18 protein-coding genes are annotated in these 17,445 nt (G+C 72.3%); 9 read left to right on the top strand and 9 right to left on the bottom strand.

Annotation, left to right across the window (positions count from 1 at the left end):
* Window positions 1-58 precede the first annotated feature (58 nt).
* Window positions 59-784, top strand: a complete 726-nt coding sequence (locus tag H3H34_RS01925) for an SDR family NAD(P)-dependent oxidoreductase (protein WP_194743565.1) — start codon at window positions 59-61, stop codon at window positions 782-784.
* Here H3H34_RS01925 and H3H34_RS01930 read toward each other — a convergent pair.
* Together H3H34_RS01930 and H3H34_RS01935 are read right to left on the bottom strand one after the other, a co-directional pair.
* Complete coding sequence (locus tag H3H34_RS01930; RefSeq protein WP_194743566.1) at window positions 781-966, bottom strand: hypothetical protein; 186 nt, start codon at window positions 964-966, stop codon at window positions 781-783. The two genes, H3H34_RS01925 and H3H34_RS01930, sit on opposite strands and share 4 nt — an antisense overlap.
* Entirely contained in the window at window positions 963-1,763 is an 801-nt protein-coding gene (locus tag H3H34_RS01935) for an MlaA family lipoprotein (protein ID WP_194743567.1), read from the bottom strand. Before H3H34_RS01935 ends, H3H34_RS01930 begins: the two co-directional genes overlap by 4 nt.
* 122 nt (window positions 1,764-1,885) lie before the next feature.
* Here H3H34_RS01935 and H3H34_RS01940 point away from each other — a divergent pair, with 122 nt between their 5' ends.
* The 4 genes from H3H34_RS01940 (at window position 1,886) to metH (ending at window position 7,480) form a co-directional block, all read left to right on the top strand.
* Entirely contained in the window at window positions 1,886-2,809 is a 924-nt protein-coding gene (locus H3H34_RS01940; RefSeq protein ID WP_194743568.1) for an ArsR/SmtB family transcription factor, read from the top strand.
* Window positions 2,806-3,717: a methylenetetrahydrofolate reductase [NAD(P)H] gene (gene metF / locus H3H34_RS01945; RefSeq protein WP_194743569.1), complete on the top strand. Its 912-nt coding sequence runs from the start codon at window positions 2,806-2,808 to the stop codon at window positions 3,715-3,717. Before H3H34_RS01940 ends, metF begins: the two co-directional genes overlap by 4 nt.
* 101 nt (window positions 3,718-3,818) lie before the next feature.
* Window positions 3,819-4,817 carry a homocysteine S-methyltransferase family protein gene (locus H3H34_RS01950; RefSeq protein WP_194744062.1) on the top strand — a complete coding sequence of 333 codons (999 nt, stop codon included), beginning with the start codon at window positions 3,819-3,821 and terminating at the stop codon, window positions 4,815-4,817.
* Window positions 4,814-7,480: a methionine synthase gene (gene metH / locus H3H34_RS01955; protein WP_194743570.1), complete on the top strand. Its 2,667-nt coding sequence runs from the start codon at window positions 4,814-4,816 to the stop codon at window positions 7,478-7,480. Before H3H34_RS01950 ends, metH begins: the two co-directional genes overlap by 4 nt.
* A gap of 73 nt (window positions 7,481-7,553) precedes the next feature.
* Here metH and H3H34_RS01960 read toward each other — a convergent pair whose 3' ends face one another.
* Both H3H34_RS01960 and H3H34_RS01965 read right to left on the bottom strand, forming a co-directional pair.
* Window positions 7,554-7,814: a hypothetical protein gene (locus H3H34_RS01960; RefSeq protein WP_194743571.1), complete on the bottom strand. Its 261-nt coding sequence runs from the start codon at window positions 7,812-7,814 to the stop codon at window positions 7,554-7,556.
* 161 nt (window positions 7,815-7,975) lie between these two features.
* A complete protein-coding gene (locus H3H34_RS01965) occupies window positions 7,976-8,638 on the bottom strand; it encodes an NUDIX hydrolase (protein WP_194743572.1) in 663 nt (220 codons plus the stop codon).
* Window positions 8,639-8,734: 96 nt separating this feature from the next.
* On the opposite strand from H3H34_RS01965, the gene H3H34_RS01970 reads away from it, so the two are divergent.
* The 3 genes from H3H34_RS01970 to H3H34_RS01980 are packed head-to-tail and all read left to right on the top strand — an operon-like array spanning window position 8,735 to window position 10,561.
* On the top strand, window positions 8,735-9,346 hold the full coding sequence (locus H3H34_RS01970; RefSeq protein WP_194743573.1) for a ribonuclease D: 612 nt from the start codon (window positions 8,735-8,737) through the stop codon (window positions 9,344-9,346).
* A complete protein-coding gene (gene lptC / locus H3H34_RS01975) occupies window positions 9,339-10,034 on the top strand; it encodes an LPS export ABC transporter periplasmic protein LptC (RefSeq protein ID WP_194743574.1) in 696 nt (231 codons plus the stop codon). Before H3H34_RS01970 ends, lptC begins: the two co-directional genes overlap by 8 nt.
* The gene (locus tag H3H34_RS01980; protein WP_194743575.1) at window positions 10,031-10,561 is read left to right on the top strand and encodes an LptA/OstA family protein; all 531 of its coding nucleotides are present in this window, start codon (window positions 10,031-10,033) and stop codon (window positions 10,559-10,561) included. Before lptC ends, H3H34_RS01980 begins: the two co-directional genes overlap by 4 nt.
* 33 nt (window positions 10,562-10,594) lie before the next feature.
* Here the strand turns inward: H3H34_RS01980 and H3H34_RS01985 are convergent, their stop codons facing one another.
* From H3H34_RS01985 to H3H34_RS02005, 5 genes are all read right to left on the bottom strand, one after another.
* Window positions 10,595-11,740 carry an alpha/beta hydrolase gene (locus H3H34_RS01985; protein WP_194743576.1) on the bottom strand — a complete coding sequence of 382 codons (1,146 nt, stop codon included), beginning with the start codon at window positions 11,738-11,740 and terminating at the stop codon, window positions 10,595-10,597.
* On the bottom strand, window positions 11,737-12,330 hold the full coding sequence (locus tag H3H34_RS01990; RefSeq protein ID WP_235945239.1) for a VOC family protein: 594 nt from the start codon (window positions 12,328-12,330) through the stop codon (window positions 11,737-11,739). The genes H3H34_RS01985 and H3H34_RS01990 overlap by 4 nt, the downstream gene beginning before the upstream one ends.
* A gap of 51 nt (window positions 12,331-12,381) precedes the next feature.
* On the bottom strand, window positions 12,382-13,167 hold the full coding sequence (gene ubiG, locus H3H34_RS01995; RefSeq protein ID WP_194743577.1) for a bifunctional 2-polyprenyl-6-hydroxyphenol methylase/3-demethylubiquinol 3-O-methyltransferase UbiG: 786 nt from the start codon (window positions 13,165-13,167) through the stop codon (window positions 12,382-12,384).
* Window positions 13,164-13,964 (bottom strand): arginyltransferase, encoded by an 801-nt coding sequence (locus tag H3H34_RS02000; RefSeq protein WP_194743578.1) that lies wholly within the window; start codon window positions 13,962-13,964, stop codon window positions 13,164-13,166. The genes ubiG and H3H34_RS02000 overlap by 4 nt, the downstream gene beginning before the upstream one ends.
* 456 nt (window positions 13,965-14,420) lie before the next feature.
* The gene (locus tag H3H34_RS02005; RefSeq protein ID WP_194743579.1) at window positions 14,421-15,665 is read right to left on the bottom strand and encodes a threonine ammonia-lyase; all 1,245 of its coding nucleotides are present in this window, start codon (window positions 15,663-15,665) and stop codon (window positions 14,421-14,423) included.
* On the opposite strand from H3H34_RS02005, the gene H3H34_RS02010 reads away from it, so the two are divergent.
* Window positions 15,664-17,337, top strand: a complete 1,674-nt coding sequence (locus tag H3H34_RS02010; protein WP_194744064.1) for an amidohydrolase — start codon at window positions 15,664-15,666, stop codon at window positions 17,335-17,337. The two genes, H3H34_RS02005 and H3H34_RS02010, sit on opposite strands and share 2 nt — an antisense overlap.
* Window positions 17,338-17,445: the final 108 nt, after the last annotated feature.

A 17,445-nucleotide genomic window follows, 5' to 3' on the forward strand; every position in this document is an offset into this window, starting at 1 on the left:
CCCTCTACCCGCTGCATGGCGCAAGCACGGGGCGGCAGCAAGGGGAAGGGACGCAGGGATGACGTTCAGCTGGCCGGAGTTTGCGGGCAAGCGGGTGCTGGTGACGGGCGGGAGCCAGGGCATCGGCCTTGCGTGCGCGCGCGCCTTCGCCGCCGCCGGCGCGGAGGTTGCCATCACCGGCACGCGGCCCTCTTCCGCCGACTATGCCGACGATCTTGCAGGCCTTGCCTACCACCAGGCGGACTTCCTGAAGCCCGGGACGGCCGCCGCGCTGGTCGCAGCCACCGGGCCGCTCGACGTGCTCGTCAACAACGCCGGCACCGGGCGCGGAGACGAATACACCCCCGAAGGCTTCCGCGCCGTCCTCGAGGTGAACCTCGCCAGTGTCATGGACATGTGCCTCGCCGCCCACGCCGGGCTGAAGGCGCGCGGCGGGGCCATCGTCAACATGGGCTCGCTCTCGAGCTTCCTCGCGCTGCGCGAGACGCCGGCCTACACCGCTTCCAAGGCGGGCCTGCTCGGCCTCACCCGGGCGCTTGCCGACAAGTGGGCGCCGGATGGCATCCGGGTGAACATGGTTGCCCCCGGGTTCATCCGCACGCGGATGACCGAGATGCAGCGCGCCGACCCAGACTATGAGACGCGGCTGCTGCGCGCCGTGCCCCAGCGCCGCTGGGGCGAGCCGGAGGAAGTGGCCCAGTGCGTGCTCTTCCTTGCCAGCCCGCGCGCGCCCTACGTCACCGGCCAGTCGATCGCGATCGACGGGGGGCTGATGCTCCGCTAGCGCGGGGCGTCCTCGGCGGCGGGCGGGGGCTGTGCCGCCTCGGCGCGGGCCGCCTCCACGTCTTCGACGGCGCGTGCCACCATCGCGGCCTCGCGCCCCTCGGGCCGCGCGGGCGTCTCCCCATTTTCCCGGCTGCAGGCGGCGAGCGCCAGCAGGCCCGCCGCAAGAAGAGCGCGGCTCATTCCGGCTCCTCCGGCGGTTTGGACTCGGCCTCCGGTGCCGGCGCGGTCGCGTCGGGTTCGTCGTCCCATTCCTCCTCGATGAGCGGCGGATTGCCATCCCACAGCTCGGCAAGCCGGAGCTGCAGCCAGGCCGAGCGGATGGTCGCATAGTCATCGGCCGAGCCGCGGCGGATCTGCTCGCCGCGCTCGATGAGCTCCGCCCGCTGGTCCACCACCCGGGTCAGGATCTGGATGGTGGATTGCGTGCGGTTGAGAAGGATGCCCGACCCGAGGCCCACGGGGTCGATCGCGAACTCGACCATGAGCGCGATCCCGTCGCGCAGCGTCGAGGGCCCGAAGACGGGAAGCATCACGAAGGGGCCCGAGCGAACCCCCCAGACCGCCAGCGTCTGGCCGATGTCGTGGGGCTGTTCGTCGAGGCCAAGCCGGCTTGCCTCGTCGGCGAAGCCGGCGCCGCCGAGGACGATGTTGATGAGGAAGCGGTCGAGCGCGCGGAAGGCGCTCTTCGGCTTCCCCTGGGCGGCGGCGTTGAGGCCGTTCAGCGGCTCGCCGAGGTTGCGGTAGAAGTTGTTGACCGCCCTTCTCATCGGCTGCGGCACGACGGCGCGGTAGGCAACGGCAGGGGGGCGAACGATCAGCCTGTCCACCTCGTTGTTGAAGGCGTGCACCCTGCGGTTGATGGCCTCGTAACGGTCTTCGCTCGCGCGGGTCAGGTCGGCGCCGCGGCGGAACCGCTCCTCGGCCGTGGATGCGCAGCCCGCCGCGGCGAGAAAGGCGAGACAGACGGCAAGCCGCATGGGCGAAGCCCCTAGGCAAGGCAGGCCAAGGTCTCAACCCCGGCCTTGCCCGGAGGAGCGCCATTCCGGACCGGCACCCGGGATTGACCCGACTTAAAGGTTTCTTTAAATCCTGCGCTGCCATGGACCGCCTGCTGGCCTCCTTCGCCGCGCTTGCAGACCCCTCGCGCCTGCGGATCCTGCTCCTCGTGCGCGACGTCGATCTCGCCATGGGCGAGCTGGCCGAGGTGCTGCGCCAGAGCCAGCCGCGGGTGTCGCGCCACGTGCGCATCCTGGCCGAGGCCGGTCTCGTCCGGCGGCAGAAGGAGGGCGCCTACGCCTTCGTGGGCCGTGCCCGCACGCCGGAGGCGGACGCCGCGCACGCCATGATCGACCGGCTCCTCGACGGCGCCGATCCCATCGCTCCCGAGCGCGCGCATCTCGCCGATGTCCGCGCGGCGCGGCAGAAGGCGCTCGACCGCTGGTTCGCGGACCATGCCGAGGAATGGGACCTCATGCGCAACCTCGAAGCTCCGGCCGAGGCGGTGGAGCAGGCGGTCGTGGCAGCAAGCCGGGAGGGCGGCGTGGGCCGGCTGCTCGACATCGGGACCGGCACCGGGCGCATGCTCGAGCTTCTTGCGCCCCTGGCCGCGAGCGCAACCGGCGTGGACCGCTCGCCCGAGATGCTGCGCATCGCCCGCACGCGGCTCGATGTTGCCGGGCTTTCGGGCGTGGAGATCCGCCAGGCCGACATGGCCGCGCTGCCCTTCCCTGAAGGCGCCTTCGACACGGTCGTCATCCACCAGGTGCTGCATTTCAGCGAGGATCCGGCCGCGGCCGTGCGCGAGGCGGCCCGGGTGCTCGCGCCAGGGGGGAAGCTTCTCGTTGCCGATTATGCGCCGCATGCCGAGGAGGAGCTGCGCAGCCGCTACCGCCACGCCCGGCTCGGCTTCGCCTGCGAGGCGGTGGAACGCCTGTTCGCCGATGCCGGCCTCGGCTTTGCGCACGTGGCCCGAATTGCCGGCCCGCGCCTTACCGTCGAGCTCTGGAAGGGGGCCAAGCCATGACCCTGCCGTTTCCCCACGCGCGCCCCCTGCTCGAGCTGCCGTTCCCGTCCGACGCCATCGAGGTCAGCTTCGAGTTCTTCCCGCCCAGGACCGAGGCGATGGCCGAGACGCTCTGGGCTTCGGTCGCCGAGCTTGCGCCGCTCGGCCCCCGCTTCGTCTCGGTCACCTACGGCGCCGGCGGCTCGACCCGGGAGCGCACCCACGCGACGGTCGCCCGGATCCAGGCCGAGACGAAGGTGCCCGTTGCCGCGCACCTCACCTGCGTCAACGCGAGCCGCGACGAGATCGACGCGATCGCCCGCCGCTACTGGGCGCAGGGGGTGCGCCACATCGTGGCGCTGCGCGGCGACCCGCCGCCCGCGCCCGACGGCGGCAAGCCCCGCTTCGTCCCCCGCGAGGACGGCTACAACGATGCCGCCGAGCTGGTGGCCGGGCTTCTCAAGGTCGCGCCCTTCGAGCTTTCGGTCGGCGCCTACCCAGAGGTGCACCCCGAGGCGGCGAGCGCCGAGGCGGACCTTGCCCACCTCAAGCGCAAGTTCGACTGCGGTGCGACCCGGGCCATCACCCAGTTCTTCTTCGAGCCCGAGGTCTTCCTGCGCTTCCGCGACCGGGCGGTGGCCGCCGGCATCACCGGCGAGATCGTGCCCGGCATCCTCCCCGTCGGCAGCTGGGCTGCGACCGTGCGCATGGCCACCATGACCGGCACGTCCATCCCGCCCTGGCTTCCCGACCTGTTCGAGGGTCTCGATGACCGCCCCGAGGCGCGCGCCCTTGTCGCCGCGACGGTTGCGGCCGAACAGGTCCGCCGGCTGGTTGCCGAAGGCGTGCGGCACTTCCACTTTTACACGCTCAATCGCGCCGGCCTCAGCTACGCCATCTGCCACCTTCTCGGAAAGCGCCCCCAGTGACCGCCAAGCCCTCGCCCGCTCCGCCTCGCGGCCCCGCCCCCTCGCGCCCTGCGCCGTCGGAAGCCGAGGCGGCGTTCCGTGCCGCGCTTGCCGAGCGGATCCTGATCAAGGACGGCCCCTACGGCACCGCCATCCAGGCCCTCGGCCTGACGGAGGCCGACTATCGCGGCGCGCTTTCCCTCTCCCGCGATCAGAAGGGCAACAACGATCTCCTGAACCTGACGCAGCCCGAGGCCGTCGCCGGCATCGCCCGTGCCTATGCCGAGGCGGGCGCCGATCTTCTCGCCACCAACACCTTCAATGCCAACGCCATCTCGCAGGGAGACTATGGCACCGAGCATCTCGTCCCCGACATCAACCGCGCAGCCGCGCGGATCGTCCGCGCCGTCGCCGACGCGGCCGCCGCTGCCGACGGCCGGCGCCGCTTCGTGGCCGGCGCGCTCGGCCCCACCAACAAGACGCTCTCGCTGAGCCCCCGCGTTGAGGATCCGGGCTTCCGCGAGGTGGATTTCGACCAGGTGAAGGCGGTCTACCGCGAGCAGATCGACGCGCTGCTTGAGGGCGGGGTGGATTTCATCCTCATCGAGACGGTGTTCGACACGCTGAACGCCAAGGCCGCCGCCATGGCGGCGATGGAGGCGGAGGAAGCGCGGGGCGCGCGCGTCCCGCTCCTGCTCTCGATGACGCTCACCGACCTTGCCGGCCGCAACCTCTCGGGCCAGACGGTCGAGGCCTTCTGGGTCTCGGTGGCCCACACCCGGCCGCTGGCCGTCGGGCTCAACTGCTCCTTCGGCGCAACCGAGCTTCGCCCGCACGTGGCCGCCTTGGCCGCCATCGCCGACGTGCCCCTCATGGTCTATCCCAACGCCGGGCTGCCCAACGCCTTCGGCGGCTATGACGAGGCCCCCGAGACCACCGCCGCGCTGGTGCGCCAGTGGGCCGAAACCGGGCTCGTCAACCTGCTCGGCGGCTGCTGCGGCACCACGCCGGCCCACATCGCCGCGATCCGCGCGGCCGTCGCGGGGCTGCCGCCCCGCGCCATTCCGGCGCCTGCGCCGGCGCTCCGGCTCGCCGGGCTCGAGGCGTTCGCGTTCGCATGAGCGCGCCCGCCCCCGCGCTCCGGCCGCTTCCTGCACCGGCCGCCGTGCCTGCCGATGCCACGGCCGCCCGCCGCTTCATCAACATCGGCGAGCGCACCAACGTCACCGGCTCGGCCCGCTTCCGCAAGCTGATCGCCGCCGGCGACTATGCGGCCGCGCTCGAGATCGCGCGCGAGCAGGTGCTGAACGGCGCCCAGATCATCGACGTCAACATGGACGAGGGCCTCCTCGACAGCGAGGCGGCCATGGTCACCTTCCTCCGCCTCCTTGCCGCCGAGCCAGACATCGCCCGCGTTCCGGTCATGATCGACTCGTCGAAGTGGTCGGTCATCGAGGCGGGCCTCAAGTGCGTGGCCGGCAAGGCGATCGTGAACTCGATCAGCCTCAAGGAAGGGGAGGGGCCGTTCCTCGCCCAGGCCCGCGCCTGCCGGCGCTATGGTGCTGCCGTCGTCGTCATGGCCTTCGACGAGGTCGGCCAGGCCGACACCGCCGACCGCAAGGTCGAGATCTGCGCGCGCGCCTACGACCTCCTCGTCGCCGACGGCTTCCCGCCCGAGGACATCATCTTCGACCCCAACATCTTCGCGGTGGCCACCGGCATTCCCGAGCACGACCGCTACGCGCTCGACTTCATCGAGGCCTGCACCCGCATCAAGGCCCGCTGCCCGGGCGCGCGGATCTCGGGCGGCCTTTCCAACCTCTCCTTCGCGTTCCGGGGCAACGAGACCGTGCGCCGGGCGATGCACGCCGTGTTCCTCGCCCACGCCATCCCCGCCGGGCTCGACATGGCGATCGTGAACGCCGGCCAGCTCGACGTCTACGACAGCATCGACCCGGAGCTGCGCGAAGCCTGCGAGGACGTGATCCTGATGCGTCGCGAGGATGCGACCGAGCGGCTCATCGCGCTCGCCGGCCGCTTCAGCAACCGGGCGGGCGCCGCGGAGAAGGCGGACGAGAGTTGGCGGAGCCTGCCGGTCGCCGAGCGGCTGGCCCACGCGCTCGTCCACGGCATCGACGCCCACATCGTCGCCGACACCGAGGAGGCGCGCCTTGCGGCCGCCCGGCCGATCGACGTGATCGAGGGCCCGCTGATGGCCGGCATGAACATCGTCGGCGACCTGTTCGCCACGGGCCGCATGTTCCTGCCGCAGGTGGTGAAGTCGGCCCGCGTCATGAAGAAGGCGGTGGCCCACCTCGTGCCCTACATCGAGGCGGAGAAGGAGGAGGGCGCCGCACCCAAGGCCCGGATCGTTCTCGCCACCGTGAAGGGCGACGTGCACGACATCGGCAAGAACATCGTCGGCGTCGTGCTCCAGTGCAACAACTTCGAGGTGATCGACCTTGGCGTCATGGTGCCCTGGCCGAAGATCCTCGAGACGGCGCGCGAGGCGAAGGCGGACATGATCGGGCTCTCGGGCCTCATCACGCCCTCGCTCGACGAGATGGTGACGGTGGCAACCGAAATGGAGCGCGCCGGCATGTCCGTGCCGCTCCTCATCGGCGGGGCAACCACATCCAAGGTGCACACGGCGCTCCGGATCGCGCCGGCCTATTCGGGGCCGGTCATTCACGTCCTCGACGCGTCGCGCGCGGTCGGCGTCTGCTCGAGCCTCGTCTCGGAGTCGCTGCGCGACCGCTACGTCGCCGAAGTTGCCAACGACTACGCCGCCATCCGCGCCCAGCGCAGCGGCGGCCAGTCGGAGCTGGCCACGCTCGCCGAGGCCCGGGCCAATGCGCTCGCCATCGACTTTGCGGCCGAGCCGCCCGTGCCTCCGCGGGCGACTGGCCGCTGGGTGTGGGACGACTGGCCGCTCGACGCGCTCGTCCCCTTCATCGACTGGACCCCCTTCTTCCGCGCCTGGGAGCTGCACGGCACCTTCCCTGCCATCCTCGACGACCCGGTGGTGGGCGAGGCAGCGCGCAACCTCTGGCGCGACGCGCAGGCCATGCTCGCCCGCCTCGTCGCCGAGAAGTGGCTGACGGCGAAGGGCGTGGCTGCGATCTGGCCGGCCCGGCGCGAGGGCGACGACATCCTCGTCTTCGCCGACGAGAGCCGGACCGTTCCGATCGCCCGGCTTCCGATGCTCCGCCAGCAGGTGAAGAAGCGCGCCGGCCGGGCCAACGACTGCCTTGCCGACTTCGTCTCGCCCGAGGCGGACTGGATCGGCGGCTTCGCGGTGACCGCCGGGCACGGCATCGAGCCGAAGCTCGCCGCGTTCCGCGAGGCCCACGACGACTATTCCGACATTCTCCTGAAGGCGCTTGCCGACCGCTTCGCGGAAGCCTTCGCCGAGGCGCTCCACTTCCACCTGCGCACCGAGCTCTGGGGCTACGAGCCGAAGGCCGAGCCTGACTACGAGGCGCTCATCCGCGAGGAATACCAGGGCATCCGCCCGGCGCCCGGCTATCCCGCCTGCCCGGACCACAGCCTGAAGCCGCTGCTGTTCGACCTGCTCGGCGCCACCGAGGCTACCGGAATCACGCTGACCGAAAGCTTCGCCATGCTGCCGACGGCCGCGGTCTCGGGCTTCTACTTCGCCCACCCGCGCAGCCACTATTTCGGGGTGGCCCGGGTGGGCGAGGACCAGCTTGCCGACTATGCGGCGCGCCGCGGGGTGAGCCTCGACCAGGCCCGCCAGTGGCTCCGGCCCAACCTCGACTGAAGAGGCGAGGCCGGGGCTGCCGCCGGCCGCACCGCGGGCGGCGGCAGGGGCCTCTGCGGAAGGATCCTGGCCGCTAGCGGTTCGGCGGTGGCGCCGGGCGGGGTGCGTCCGGCCGCGTCTCATCCGTGGTCTTGCCGCCCTCTTCGCCGGGCGCGGCCTCGCGACCTTCGGCCGGCTTCCGCTCCGGTTCCGCCGGCTCCTGCACCGGCTCCGACCTGACCGCCGTGTCCGCAGGCGGCGCCTGCGGGGCGCCGGGCTCGGGCGGCACCGCCTGCGCTGCGGCCGCACCCGTCCACACGAGCGCCAGGGCGGCGCTCACCATCGTCTTCCACATGCTGTGTCTCCTCCGGATTGCCCCCGGAGGACCGGTCCCGGCTCCTTCTACTGCGCCTCGATCGGAGGGCCGAGCCCTGGGGGGACGGGCCGTTCCCCCGCTGCGATTGCCCGAGAGGGCCCGGGATGATGCGTTGCGGGCGCGCGACGGGCCGTGGCGGCCTAGTCCGCGACTCGGCGGTGCCAGGCCCAGAAGGGCGGGGGAACCGGGCGACCGGCCACGTGCGCCTCGACGAGATCGAGGACGGCGCGGGTGACGGTGGGGAGATCGAGGCTGCGCGCCTCTGCGAGCGGGAACCAGCGCGTCTCCTCGAGTTCGGGGCTGGACGACGCCTCGCCGGCGGCGAGGCCGCTGGCGTCTGCGAGGAAGAAGCGCGCGTCGAACCGGCGGCTGCGTCCCGGCGGGGTGATCGCGCGCGCGAGGTAGGCGACCCCGCCGAGGTCGGGGAGAAGCCCGCGCGCGACGAAGGGCGCCCATGCGGCCGGCACGCGCCGTGGCGTCGGGGCCGGCTGCCCGAGGAGGAGCCCTGCCTCCTCGAACGTCTCGCGGACGGCGGCGAGCGCCAGCGCCCGGGCCAGCCGCCGCGGCGAGGCCGTGGGCCTTCGCGGCGCTCGCCCTGCGGCGTCCGCGACCGCGGCGTCGAGATCGCGCAGGACGGCCATGTGCCAGTCGGCCCGGTCGAGGCGGCCGCCGGGGAACACCCACTTGTCGGGCATGAAGGCGTGGCCTCCCGCCCGGCGGCCCATGAGCACCGCAGGGGTGCCGCCGTCACGGCGGACAAGGACGAGCGTTGCGGCATCGCGCGGCCGCTGGCGTGCGGGCATGACTCTTCCTGCCGGCCCGCGCGAGGTCCGCAAAGCTCGTCATGCGGCGAGGGGCGGCCGTTGCCCGGCCCTGCCGGAGACCCTATGGCCCCGCTGATGGCCATCTTCCTCCACGAAGCCGACCTGCCCGCGGGCGTGCTTGCCGACGGGCCCGTCGCTGTCGACACCGAGACGCTGGGGCTCAATCCGCTCCGCGATCGGCTGTGCCTGCTCCAGATCGCCGACGGCCGGGGCGACGAGCATCTGGTGCGCTTCGGGCGCGACTATGCCGCGCCCAATCTCCGCGCTGTCCTCGGCGACCCGGCCCGGCTCAAGATCTTTCACTTTGCCCGGTTCGACCTTGCCGTCATCGCCCACTGGCTCGGCGTGACCGCCGCGCCCGTCTGGTGCACCCGCACCGCAAGCCGGCTCGTGCGCACCTACACCGACCGGCATGGGCTGAAAGACCTCGCGAAGGAGCTCCTCGGCGTGGACATCTCCAAGGCCCAGCAGTCGTCCGACTGGGGCGCCGACGAGCTGACCGAGGCGCAGAAGGACTATGCCGCCTCCGACGTCCGCTACCTCCACCGCCTGAAGGACATCCTCGAGGTGCGCCTCGCCCGCGAGGGCCGCACCGAGCTGGCCGAGGCCTGTTTCACCTTCCTGCCCTGGCGCGCGCGGCTTGACCTTGCCGGCTGGCCGGAGGTTGACATCTTCGCCCATGGCTGAGGCCGCCGCTTCCGCGCATGGTGTTCAGTCACCGGTCGCCGAGTCGCCTGCCGCCGTCGCCCTTCGGGCGGCGCGACGGCGGGCGGCTGCACCGGGCGGGGCGCGCGACCGCGTCGTTGCCCTGGCCAAGCTGGCCTTCCCGGCGGCATCGCTTCTCCTCCTCGCCGGGCTGGTGCTGCTCCCCTTGCGGGGGGTGCAGGAACTGTCGTTCCTGCTCTCGAAGGAGGCGGCGGACGCCGCCGGCGAGCGGCTGCGGGTGACGAAGGCGAGCTACCGGGGCACCACGGCGTCCGGCGAGCGCTTCGAGATCGACGCCGACAGCGCCGTCCAGAAGACGAGCGATGTGCCCGTGGTGGTGCTCGAGGGGCTTTCGGCTCGGCTCGACCGCGCCGACGGCCCGGCGGTCGTCACCGCGCCGCGCGGCTTCTACTTCCTCGAAAGCGGCCTGATCGAAGTGGAAGGGCCGATCGAGGCGCGAAGCGGAAGCGGCTACCGGCTGGATGGCGAGGCGATCCGGGTGGACCTCGAGCGCAACCGGGTGACCTCGGCGCGGCCGGTGTCGGGCGAGCTGCCGATGGGTAGCTTCACTGCCGGCGGCTTCGAGGCGGATCTGCCGGGCGAGCGCGTACTCCTCACCGGAGGGGTCAGGATGCGCCTCTTCCCCGACCGGCTGCGGATGCAGGCATGAGGCGCGCGCCGGTTCTTGCTGCGCTTGCGCTGCTGGCCGCCAGCCCCGCTGCCGCCCAGAGCCTTGCCGCCTCGGCGCTGCGCGGGCATGACAGCCGCGCGCCGATCGACGTCGATGCCGACCGGATCGAAGTGCTCGAGGCCGCGAGCGAGGCCATCTTCAGCGGCAACGTCAAGGTGCGGCAGGGCAGCCTCGCGATCGACGCCGCGCGCATCCGCGTCGCCTACGATCGGCCGAAGGGCGGGGACCCCGTCATCCGCCGGCTCGATGCCGATGGCGACGTCCGCCTCCGCTCGCCCTCCGAGGAGGCGCGCGCCCGCTTCGCCATCTACGATGTCGAGAACCGGATCCTGACGCTCATCGGCGGGGTGGAGCTTGCGCGCGGGAAGGAGCGCCTCTCCGGCAACCGGCTCACGATCAACCTCGAGACGGGGCGCTCGACGCTCGACGGCCGCGCCTCTGACGGCGGGGCGCCGGGCCGGGTCACGGGGCGGTTCGCGGTGCCCAGCAAGACCGGCAGGCCCTGACGCCCGCCGGCGCGCGGGGCCTCCTCGAGCCTCCTAGAGAAGGTCGCGCGCGGCGAGGAAGGCGCGGATGGCCGCCACTGCCTCGGCCCGCTCCTTCGGCTGGAAGGCATAGTAGTGGGTTGCGCCCTTGATGGTCACGCGTGCCTTGTCGGCTGCGCCGACCGCGGCGAACAGCCGGTCCGCGTGGCTCGGCGTGCAGGCGTCGTCGGCCGAATTGTCGAGGACGAGGGTCGGCACGGTGCAGAAGGGCCCGCAGGCAAGGCCATCGGCACGCGAGGTCTCGAGGCCCCACTGCGAGAGCCAGGAGCGGAGCGTCGAGAAGCGGCCAAGGCCACCCGGCGCATCGTTGATCGCCCGCGGGTCGCCGAGGTAGCAGCGCCCCGGCACCCGGTCGTTGGGGTCGAGCGTGGGGTCGAGCCAGCGCGGGTCGGCCATGGTGCCATGGACGACGAAGGCCTGCTCGGCGTGCGGCCCCTCGCGGTCCTTGAGGACCGCCAGCCGCTCGCGGGCCCAGGCGGTGATGCGCCGGTTGCGCGCCACCTGCCGCTCCCGGAATTCGGCAAGCCACGCGGCGGGGTAGGGCGGCGCGGCCGGCGGCGGGTCGGCATAGAGGTTCCACGCCGGGTCGCGGGCGAGCGGGTCTCCCTCGTCGGTGACCGACGGGTCGAGCCATTCGGTCAGCGTGCCGGCGCGGCTGACGTGGGCGGCAAGGAGGAGCATCGCGTCGGCGGGAACAAGCTCCGGGATCTCGACCGGGTCTCCGGCCGGCGTGTCGGTGACGAAGGGAGCGACCGCCTGGCGCTGGTAGAAGAGCGAGAGCGAGCCCCCGCCCGACCAGCCGGCAAGCACGATCCGCCGGTAGCCGAGCGTCTCGCGGGCGTGGCGGACCCAGGAGCCGAGGTCGACGAGCACCTTCTCCATGATGAGCGCGGAATCATTGTTCGGGTAGCGCGAGACGGCCGAGAGGCAGTGGATGCCGGCCTCGGCCAGACCCATGGGGAGCGGCAGATAGTGCATGATCCCCATGGGGTGCATGAAGACGAGAAGCGTCTCCGACGGCGTCTCGGGCTTGAGCAGATGGCCCTGGAGCGCAACGAGGCCGCCGATCCCGCCGTAGCTGTCCCTCACCGTCACCTTCTCCTCGAACACGAGGTGAAGGGGGACGCGCGCGTAGGTCATGCCGCAGCCGAGGCGGCCGGTGCCTTGAGCGCAGCCTTTCGGCCGGCAGTGCGCTCCGTCCATTCGGCCAGCACCGCGCGGGCGTTCGCGGCCTCCTTGGCGAGGATGGCGTCATGCTCGCGGACGCGGGCGGTGATCTCGACCTGGAGGCCGTTCGGGTCCCACATGTAGATGGAGCGCACGAAATGGTGGTCGATGGGCCCGAAGCAGGGCACGCCGGCGGCATCGAGCTTCGCCTTCCACGCCATCAGCTCCGCTTCCGACCCGGCCTCGAAGGCGATGTGCCGGTCGAACCCGTGCGCGGGGCGGAAGTGCCGTTCGGTGGCGCTGTCGGGCGCGTCGAAGAAGGCGATGAAGTTGCCGTCGGGCAGCGCGAAGAAGATGTGGACATAAGGGTGCGGCTTGCCCGAGCCGGGCTCCTCCTCGAAGGCGAGCGCGGCGGCCAGCGGCAGGCCGAGGATGTCCTCGTAGAACGCCCGCGTCTCCTCCGCGTCGCGGCAGCGGAAGGCGCTGTGGTGGATCCCCTTGAGGCCGGCCTCGCCCGGCGCCGCCAGGTTCGCTCCTGCCCCGGCCATCCTGTCCTCGTCCATGCTCTCCTCTCCCACACGTCCCGGCGCGCCCCGCTCCGCCCGCCGCTTCGCTCAGACGGCGACGGCTGCCCCGATGTAGTCGAGATCGGTGCGTCCGCCCACCCGGAACCCGGATGCCGGAGACCATCCGAGCCCCTCGAGCCGCTCCACGCGGAACCCGGCGGCGGCAAGCCTTTCGCGCATCTCCTCCGGCTTCAGGAACCGGCGCCAGTCATGAGCACCCTTCGGGATGTCGCCCGTCACATACTCCGCGGCCAGCTTCACGATCGCGAGGCTCGCGAGCGTCCGGTTGGGAGTCGAGAAGACGAGGAGGCCGCCCGGGCGCAGCAGGGTCCGCAGCGCGGCGAGGAAGGCGTGCACGTCGGCGACATGCTCCACCACCTCGAAGGCGGTGACGAGGTCGAAGGCGCCGGGCTCTCGTGCGGCCAGCTCCGTGACCTCGCCGGCGAGGTAGCGGATGGCAAGCCCCGCGGCCGCGGCATGGTCGCGGGCGGCAGCGATGGCCCCATGGGCGGCATCGAGGCCGGTGGTCGCCGCGCCCATGCGGGCGAGCGCCTCGGTCGCGATCCCGCCGCCGCAGCCCACGTCGAGCGCGGCGAGCCCGGCGAGCGGCCGGCGCGCGCGGGGATCGCAGCCGAGATGGGCGATGGCCGCCTCGCGGACGAACGCCATGCGCGCCGGGTTCATGGCATGGAGCAGGCGGTTGGGGCCGCTCTGGTCCCACCATTCCGCTGCGAGCTGGTCGAACAGGGCGACGTTGGCGGGGTCGGCGGTGCCCCCTGCCTCCGGTGCCGGCTGCTCCGGCGCCGCCCCCGCGGCCCTGGTGCGACGGCTCACCGGACCGGCTGGGTCTTCGACGGCATGCCCGAGCGCCGGCCGGGCGGCGGCGGGGTCGGCTCGGGCGGCAGGAGGCGCCAGCCCTCCGGGCCGAGGGCTTCCAGCGGGTGGAAGCGGCGCTTGTAGTCCATGCTTGGCGAGCCCTTCACCCAGTAGCCGAGGTAGACATAGTCCATGCCGACCGAGGCCGCGCGGAGCACATGATCGAGGATCATGAAGGTGCCGAGGCCCGAGCGGCCGGGGAGGTCGGGCTCGAAGAAGCTGTAGACCATCGAGAGGCCGTCGCTCTGCTTGTCGGTGAGGCAGGCGCCCACCAGCCGCCCCGGCCGGCCGTCGACCGAGGGTTCGCGATACTCGACGACGACGGTGTCGACGGGCGAGGTCTCGATCATGTCGGCGAAGTCGTAGGCGTCCATGCTGGCCATGCCGCCGTCGGGGTGGCGGGCGGCGAGGTAGCGTTTCAGCAGCGCGAACTGTTCCTCGGTGGCCCAGGGGTCGCAGGCGGCGACCTCGAGGTCGGCGTTGCGTCGGATGAGCCGGCGCTGCGAGGCGGACGGCGTGAAGGCCGAGGCCACGATGCGGACCGAGATGCAGGCAGCGCAGCCCTCGCAGCTCGGCCGGTAGACGACGTTCTGGCTGCGGCGGAAGCCGATGCGACCGAGGCTTTCCGACATGCGGGCGGCATCGGCGCCCTTGAGCTCGGCGAAGACCTTCCGCTCCATGCGCCCGGGCAGATAGGGGCAGGGGGCGCGGGCGGTGATGAAGAAGCGGGGGAAGCGGGTGGGCTGGTCGGTCATCGGCCGGCCACCGCCTCCGCCAGGCTGGCCACTGCCCCTCTCGCTCGTGCGCCCGCCTGCAGCGGCGTGCCAACGCCTGCCGCCCGACCCCCCTCAAGATCACCCGGGTGGATGCTGGCGGCCGAACCTCCGGCTGACCGCACGCTCTCTCCCCGAGCCCCGAATGACCAGGTCACGTCTGCCCGACCTCCCGCGGACGCGCCCGCGGGCGCGCGACCCCGATACTTTGCACGGCGACGGGGGCAGGCGCAATCACCCTCGGGCCCGTGCGACCGCACGCATCGGGGAGGGGCAAGGCCGACCCACGCCTCCGCCAAGAGGACGGCCGGACGGCGCCAAAAGCTAGCACCGGCAGCCGAAAACCCCCGCGCCGTTCGGTCCGGAACGGATGCGCGGATGCTGCCCTCCACCCGCGGAGCCCGCCGCCCTCGACCCTGTCGTCGCGCGCCTGCCGGCTCAGCCGAGCTCGATTCGGCTCACGTCGAAGCCTGCGCCCTGCAGCGATTCGATCAGCCGCTCGAGGTGCTCGGGCCCCCGAGTCTCGCACTCGATCTCGGTGATGAGGCCCTTCGCCGGAAGCGTGGTGAAGATCCGGTGGTGGGAGACCTCGAGAATGTTCACCTGCTGCTGGTCGAAGATCCGGGCAACCGCATAGAGCTGGCCCGGCCGGTCCTTGAGCCGGATCCGGAGACGCGCGAGCCGCCCCGAGCGGGCGAGATCGCGAAGGAGCACGTTGGCGAGAAGCCGCGTGTCGATGTTGCCCCCGCACAGGATGAGACCGACGTTGCGCCCGCGGAACCGGCGCGGGTGGGCGATGAGCGCGGCAAGGCCCGCTGCGCCTGCGCCTTCCACCACCGTCTTCTCGATGGCAAGCAGGAGCGCCACGGCCCGCTCGAGGTCGCGCTCGCCGACGAGCAGAATGTCGGAGACCAGCGCGCGCACGATGGGCACCGTGAGCGCGCCGGGCACCTTGACGGCAATGCCCTCTGCCAGCGTGTCGCCATCGGCCACCACCGGCTCGCCGGCAAGCGTCGCCTTCATCGAAGGATAAAGCTCGGCCTGCACCCCGATCACCTCGATCCGCGGGTCGAGGTGGCGGGCAACCACCGCCGTCCCGGCAATGAGCCCGCCCCCGCCGACCGGCACGACGAGCGTGTCCACCTCGGGCGCGTCCTCGAGGAGCTCGAGCGCGGCCGTGCCCTGGCCGGCGATGATCTTCGGGTCATCATAGGGGTGGACGAAGACGAGGCCCCGCTTCTCGGCAAGCTCGATCGCGTGGGCGTAGCTCTCCTCGAGCTTCTCGCCATGGAGCACCACCAGCGCATCGTGGCCCTCGGTCTGCTGCACCTTGATGAGCGGCGTGTGCCGGGGCATCACGATGGTCGCGGGAATGCCGAGCCGCCGCGCGTGGTAGGCAAGGCCCTGCGCATGGTTGCCGGCCGACATGGCGATGACGCCGCGGCGGCGCTCCTCTTCGGAGAGAGACAGCAGCTTGTTGAGGGCGCCGCGCTCCTTGTAGGCGGCGGTGAACTGGAGGTTCTCGAACTTGAGGAACACCCGCGCGCCCATCATGTCCGACAGCGTCTGCGACAGGAAGGTGGGCGTGCGGACCACCTGGCCGGCAATCGCAGCAGCCGCGGCCTCGACATCGGCGAAGGAGACGGGAAGCTCGGGCGCGGAGGCGATCGTCTGCGTGGCCATGGCGCCGGCGCGGCTAGCGCAAGGGGCTCACCTTCGCAAAGGAAAGCTTGCCCGCGCGGCGATCCTCGGCGCGCTGCTGCTCGCCGCCGCCCTCCCGGCGGGGGCCCGCACGCTCGTCGTCAACGCCAACATCCTCTCCCCCACCGAGGAGGGCGGGATCGAGCGCTACGCCATGCTCCTCGTCGGCGACGACGGCCGGATCGAGGCGGTGCTGCCCCCGGGCGCGCGCGAGCCGGCCCTGAAGCCCGGGGACTTCCGCCTCGATGCCAGGGGCGCGACGCTGCTGCCCGGCTTCATCGATTCCCACCTGCATCTCATGGGCCTTGGCCTGCGGCTCCTCTCGCTCGACCTCGGCACCGCCGCCTCGCTGGATGACGCGCTCGAGCGCGTCCGCCGCCACGCGGCAACCCTGGCGCCGGGCGCCTGGGTCACCGGTGGCGGCTGGAACCAGGTCCGCTGGGGCACCGGCTTCCCGACGGCCGCGGACCTGGACCGGGCCGTTCCCGACCGGCCGGCTGCGCTGCTCCGCACCGACGGTCATGCCCTGTGGGTCAACACGGCCGCACTCAGGGCTGCGGGCATCACTCGCGCCACGAAGGATCCGCCTGGCGGCCGCATCCTCCGCGATTCGGCCGGCAACCCGACCGGAATTCTCGTCGATGCCGCGATGGAGCTGGTGAAGCTCCCGCCGCCGGGCGCGCTCGAGCGCGACCGCGCGCTGGCCGCAGCACTCGCCCACCTCGCCGCGCACGGCATCACCTCGGTCCACGACATGGGGGTGAGCGTGGAGGACTGGAACCTCTACCGTGCCTTCGGCGATGCCGGCCGCCTCACCGTCCGCATCACGGCCTATGCCGCGGGCATGGAGGCGGTGGATGCCATCGCCCCGCTCGCCCCCACGCCCTGGCTCTACGACGGACGGCTCCGGCTCCAGGGCGTGAAGCTCTACGCCGATGGCGCGCTCGGCTCGCGCGGCGCCTGGCTCAAGGCCCCTTACGCGGACGACCCCGGCAACCGCGGCCTCCAGCTCCTGCCCGCGACGCGCCTGCGCAACCTGATGAGCCGTGCGAACTTCGCCGGCTATCAGCTGGCCGTCCATGCCATCGGCGATGCCGCCAACGCCGAGGTGCTCGATGCCTATGCCGAGATCCTGCCGGCCTATGGCATGGGCTTGCGCAACCGGATCGAACATGCCCAGGTGCTCGACCGCGCAGACATCCCCCGCTTTCGCACGCTCGGCGTCACCGCCTCCATGCAGCCCATCCACGCCACCTCCGACCGGACGATGGCCGAGGCCCGGCTCGACCCCGAGCGGCTGAAGGGCGCCTATGCCTGGAAGAGCCTGCGCGATGCCGGCGTGGCGCTCGCCTTCGGCAGCGATGCGCCGGTCGAGCCGGTCAACCCCTTCCTCGGGCTTCGCGCCGCGACCACGCGGGGGGGCTGGCGCACCGAAGAGGCGCTTCCGCTCGAGGCGGCGCTGGCCGGCTTCACCGTGTGGGCGGCGCGCGCCGGGCTCGCCGAGGGCAGGGTGGGCCGGCTGGCGCCCGGGCTCATGGCCGACTTCATCCTGGTCGATGCCGACCCGTTCCGCACGCCGCTCGACGACCTGGGGAAGATCCGGGTGCGCGAGACCTGGGTGGGCGGCCGGCGAGTCTTCGCGGCTGACCGCTAGGGCCGCCAGGCCTCGACCGCATGCCGCCTGCGCAGCGCCGCAGGGCGGTGCCGTTCGCGCCCAAGGCGAAAAGCCCGTCTCCGGTCAGGGCGTCGGGGCTTCCGGCTG

The sequence above is a fragment of the Thermaurantiacus tibetensis genome (assembly GCF_015354055.1).
GTDB lineage: Bacteria > Pseudomonadota > Alphaproteobacteria > Sphingomonadales > Sphingomonadaceae > Thermaurantiacus > Thermaurantiacus tibetensis.